The organism is Mycobacterium sp. 852002-10029_SCH5224772 (assembly GCF_001667315.1).
Taxonomy (GTDB): domain Bacteria; phylum Actinomycetota; class Actinomycetes; order Mycobacteriales; family Mycobacteriaceae; genus Mycobacterium.
On the sequence record NZ_LZHT01000125.1, the window covers coordinates 1 to 5,419 of the forward strand.

Genomic DNA, 5,419 nt, shown 5'->3' on the forward strand with positions numbered 1-5,419 from the left:
CGGTGGTGGTCACCCCGATCATCGGTTGGCTGCGCGACGTGGAAAGCGCTGGCGGACAGGTCGATCAGTTCAACCAGGCCATGCTGGTGCAGGCGCCCGCCGGGGTGACCGAGGCCGACGTGGTGACGGTGTTGCAGGCCCTGCTGGACCGCCACGCCATGCTGCGGCTGCGCGTCGACAACCAAGGCGACGAGGACGGCTCCGGCGATTGGGCCCTGACGGTGCCCGAGGCGGGCTCGGTCGACGCCGCCGAGTGCCTGCACGTTGTGGACGAGCTGTCCGACGCGGCGGTCATCGAGGCGCGGTCGCGGTTGAACCCGGCCGCCGGGGTGATGCTCAGCGCGCTGTGGGCCAGCGCCACCGGCCAACTCGTGGTGATCGTTCACCATCTGGCCGTCGACGGCGTGTCGTGGCGAGTCCTGTTGCAGGACTTGAACATCGCCTGGGCCCAGCATCACGGGGGGCAGCCGGTCGAGTTGCCCGCCGCGGGCACCTCGTTCGCCCGGTGGTCGTCGCAGCTGGCCGCCCATGCGCGCCACCCCGACGTCGTCGAACACGCGGACACCTGGAAAACGGTGGCGGCGACACCGCCGGCCCTGCCCTCGGTGCGTCCCGCGGTGGACACCTTCGCCACGGCCGGGCACCTCACCACGGAACTGGACGCCGAGACCACCGGCATGCTGCTGGGCGAGGTGCCGGCGGCGTTCCACGCCGGCGTCCAAGACATCCTGCTGATCGCGTTCGCGCTGGCCTGCGCGGAGTTCTCCGGCGGCCGCGCGCCCCTCGGCATCGACGTCGAAGGCCACGGCCGGCACGAGGAACTGGGCCGCGACATCGACCTGTCCCACACCGTCGGGTGGTTCACCACCAAATACCCGACGGCGTTGCACGTGGGCGGGGTCTCCTGGGCGCAGGTCGTCGCCGGCGGCACCGCGCTGGGCGCAATGCTCAAGGACGCCAAGGAACAGCTGCGCTCCCTCCCGGACCCGCTGACTTACGGGCTGCTGCGCTACCTCAACCCCGAGATCGACCTCGACGGTCCCGAGCCGCCGATCGGGTTCAACTACCTGGGACGCCAGGGCGGCGCGAACGAGCTCACCGCGGACATGTGGCGACCCGAGCCCGATGGCTGGTCGGTGACCCGCGCCGCCACGTCGATACCCATGCCGCTGATGCACACCCTCGAGCTCAACGCGGTCACCGTCGACGGCGAGGCCGGCCCACGGCTGCGCGCCAACTGGACCTGGGCGCCGTCGGCGCTCGACGACGAACAGATCACCCGGCTGAGCCGGCTGTGGTTCGAGGCGCTGACCGGCATCTGCGCGCACGTGCGCGGCGGCGGCGGCGGATTGACGCCGTCGGACATCGCTCCCGCGCGCCTGAGCCAACAGCAGCTCGATCAGCTTGCGCGGCAACACCATATCGCCGACGTGCTCGCGCTGACCCCGGTCCAGCAGGGACTGCTGTTCCACGCCAACACCGCACCGGCGACCGACGATCTGTATGCGGGACAGCTGAACATCAGCATCGCGGGCCCGCTTGATCCGAACCGCCTGCGCGACGCCGTGCACACCATGATCGCCCGGCATCCGAACCTGGTGGCCCGCTTCTGCGACCGCTACGACGAGCCGGTCCAGATCATCCCGGCCGACCCCGCGCCGGCCTGGCAGTACATCGAGCTCGACGGCGACCCCGCAGACACCGCAGAGACCGCGGCCGACGAGGCGATCGAGCGCCTGTGCGCCGCCGAACGCGCGGCCGTCTGCGACGACCTCGCCGAACAGCCCGCGTTCCGGGTGGCGTTAATGCGCACCGCATCCGAGCGCTACCGGCTGGTGCTGACCAACCACCACATCGTGCTCGACGGCTGGTCGATGCCGATCCTGCTGGGGGAGATCTTCGCGGCCTATTACGGGCAGCGGCTGCCGGCGGCGGCGCCCTACCGCGGCTTCGTCAGCTGGCTGGCCGAGCGCGATCTGGACGCCGCCCGCGCGGCCTGGGGCGAGGTGTTCGCCGGCTTCGACGCCCCGACCCTGGTCGGCCCCCAGGACCGGACACAGCTGGGACGCCAAAGCGTCGAGACGTTCACGCTGCCCGCCGACCTCACCCAAGCCGTCGGCGACCTGGCCCGTTCCTGCCACACCACCGTCAACACCGTGCTGCAGGGCGCCTTCGCGCAACTGCTGTGCGGCTTGACCGGCCAACGCGATGTCGTCTTCGGCACCACGGTGTCGGGCCGCCCCGCCGAAATCGCCGGCGCGGAAACCATGGTGGGCCTGCTGATCAACACGGTGCCGGTGCGGGCGAACATCACCGCCACGACCACCACCGCCGATCTGCTGGACCAACTGCAGGGCGCGTACAACCACACGCTCGACCATCAGCACCTGGCGCTCAACGAGATCCACCGCATCACCGGACAGGACACGCTGTTCGACACCCTGTTCGCCTACGAGAACTATCCGATCGACGCCAGCGCGCTGTCGGGCAACCACGAGCTCGCCGTCACCGACGTCACCAGCCGCGAATCCACCCATTATCCGCTGACGGTGCAGTCCCAGCCGGGTCGGGAAATGCGCCTCCAAGTCGAATACGACACAGACGTTTTCGACGCGGCCGGGATCGCCACGCTGATCGACCGGATGCGACGGGTGCTGGTCGTCATGACCACCGAACCCGCGCGGCGGCTGTCGTCGATCGACGTCCTCGAACAAGCCGAACACGACCGGCTAAACGAGTGGGGCGACCGGGCGATCCTGACTCGGCCCGGCACACCGGCATCGATTCCGGAGTTGTTCGGCGCCCAGGCGGCGCGGACCCCGCACGCGCCGGCGGTGACCTACGAGGGCCGGTCCATGACCTACCGGCAGCTCGACGAGAGGTCAAACCGGTTGGCGCACATGCTGGTTGACCGCGGGGTAGGCCCCGGCGAGTCCGTGGCGCTGCTCTTCGGTCGGTCGGCCGACGCGATCGTGGCCATCCTGGCGGTGCTGAAGGCCGGCGCGGCGTACCTGCCGATCGACCCCGCCCTCCCGGCGGCCCGCATCGAGTTCATGCTCGGCGACACCGCACCCATGGCTGCGCTCACCACCGCCGCGCTGGCCGACAAGCTCGACGCCCACGCCCTGATCGTCATCGACATCCACGACCGCGCCGTGCGCACCCGACCCGGCACCGCGCTACCGGCGCCGGCACCCGAGCACGTCGCGCACATCATCTACACCTCCGGAACCACAGGCGTGCCCAAAGGCGTTGCGGTCAGCCACCACAACGTGACCCGGCTGTTCGATGCGCAGGCCGTCGGCGTCGAGTTGTCCGCCGAACAGGTGTGGACGCAATTCCATTCGTATGCCTTCGACTTCTCGGTGTGGGAGATCTGGGGCGCGCTGCTGCACGGCGGGCGGCTCGTCGTGGTCCCCGATTCGGTGGCCCGCTCGCCGATGGACTTCCACGCCCTGCTGGTCGCCGAAAAGGTCACCGTCGTCAGCCAGACCCCGTCGGCGGTGCGGATGCTGTCGCCGCAGGGACTGGATTCGGCGGCGCTGGTGATCGGCGCCGAGCCCTGCCCGCCCGAACTGGTGGACCGGTGGGCGCCGGGGCGGGTGATGGTCAACGTCTACGGCCCGACCGAAGCCACGATCTTCTCGTCGACGAGCGTGCCGTTAGCCGCCGGGTCGGGTGCGCCCCCGATCGGCTCGCCGGTCCCCGGGGCCGCGTTGTTCGTGCTCGACGGGTGGCTGCGCCCGGTGCCCGCCGGCGTGGTCGGGGAGCTGTACGTCGCCGGCCGCGGCGTGGGGTACGGGTATGTGCGCCGGGCCGGGCTGACCGCGTCGCGGTTCGTGGCCTGCCCGTTCGGCGAGCCGGGAGCGCGCATGTATCGCACCGGCGACCTGGTGCGCTGGGGGGCAGACGGGCAGCTGCAGTACCTGGGCCGCGCCGACGACCAGGTCAAGATCCGCGGCTACCGCATCGAGGTCGGCGAGGTGCGCTCGGTGCTGGCCGCCCTGGACGGGGTGGGCCAGGCCGTCGTCATCGCGCGTGAGGATCGTCCCGGCGATAAGCGCCTGGTCGGCTACATCACCGGCACCGCCGACCCGGCCGACGCCCGCGCCCAGCTGGCCGAGCGGCTACCCGCCTACATGGTCCCGGTGGCGGTGGTGGCGCTCGACGCGCTGCCGATGACGGTCAACGGCAAACTCGACACCCGCGCCCTGCCGGCGCCGGAATACTCCGCCGCCGGATACCGCTCGCCGACCACCCCCACCGAGGAGATCCTGGCCGGCATCTACGCCCACGTGCTCGGCGTCGAACGCGTCGGGGTCGACGACTCCTTCTTCGACCTCGGCGGCGACAGCATCTCGGCGATGCGCGTCATCGCGGCGATCAACAGCGCCATGGATGCCGGCGTTCCGGTGCGCGTCATCTTCGAGGCGCCCACCATCGCCCAATTGGCGCCGCGCATCGGTGAGGACACGGGCCGGCTGGAGCCCCTGGTGGCCGGCGCACGGCCCGCGGTGGTGCCGCTGTCGTTCGCTCAGAGCCGGCTGTGGTTCCTCGACCAGCTGCAGGGACCGTCGCCGGTCTACAACATGGCCGCGGCGCTGCGGATGCGCGGACGGCTCGACGCAGAGGCGCTGGGCGCGGCGCTGGCCGACGTGGTGGCCCGCCACGAGAGCCTGCGGACGGTGTTCGCCGCGCCGCAGGGGACGCCCCAGCAGGTGGTGCTCCCGGCCGAGCGGGCCGATTTCAGCTGGCGCACCGTCGATGCCCGCAGGTGGTCGGCAGGCCGGCTGCGCGAGGCCATCGACATCGCCGCCGCCGAAACCTTCGACCTGGCCACCCAAATCCCCTTGCGCGCATCGCTTTTCCGCGTCGCCGAGGACGAGCACGTGCTGGTGGCAGTGGTGCACCACATCGCCGCGGACGGCTGGTCCCTGCGGCCGCTGGTGCGAGACCTCGGCATGGCCTATGCCAGCCGGTGCGCCGGGCGGGCCCCCGACTGGGAGCCGCTGCCGGTGCAATACGTCGACTACACGCTGTGGCAGCGGGAGCAGTTCGGCGAGCTCGCCGACAGCGGCAGCCGCATCGCCGCCCAGCTCGCCTACTGGCAGGACGCGCTGGCCGGCATGCCCGAGCGGCTGCAGCTGCCCACCGACCGGCCCTACCCGCAGATCGCCGATCAGCGCGGGGCGGCCGTCGAGGTGGACTGGCCGGCCGACCTGCAGCAGCAGGTCGCCGGGCTCGCCCGCGAATACAACTCCACCAGCTTCATGGTGGTGCAGGCCGCCCTGGCGGTGCTGCTGTCGAAGATCAGCGCCAGCACCGACGTGGCGGTCGGGTTCCCGATCGCCGGGCGGCGCGACCCCGCGCTCGACGAGCTGGTCGGCTTCTTCGTCAACACGCTGGTTCTGCGGGTCGA

The 5,419-nt window shown here is 71.2% G+C and carries 1 protein-coding gene; it reads left to right on the forward strand.

What is annotated here, in order from left to right:
* The coding region (locus A5775_RS21915) for a non-ribosomal peptide synthetase (protein WP_156660811.1) at window positions 1-5,419 on the forward strand (5,419 nt) is incomplete at both ends.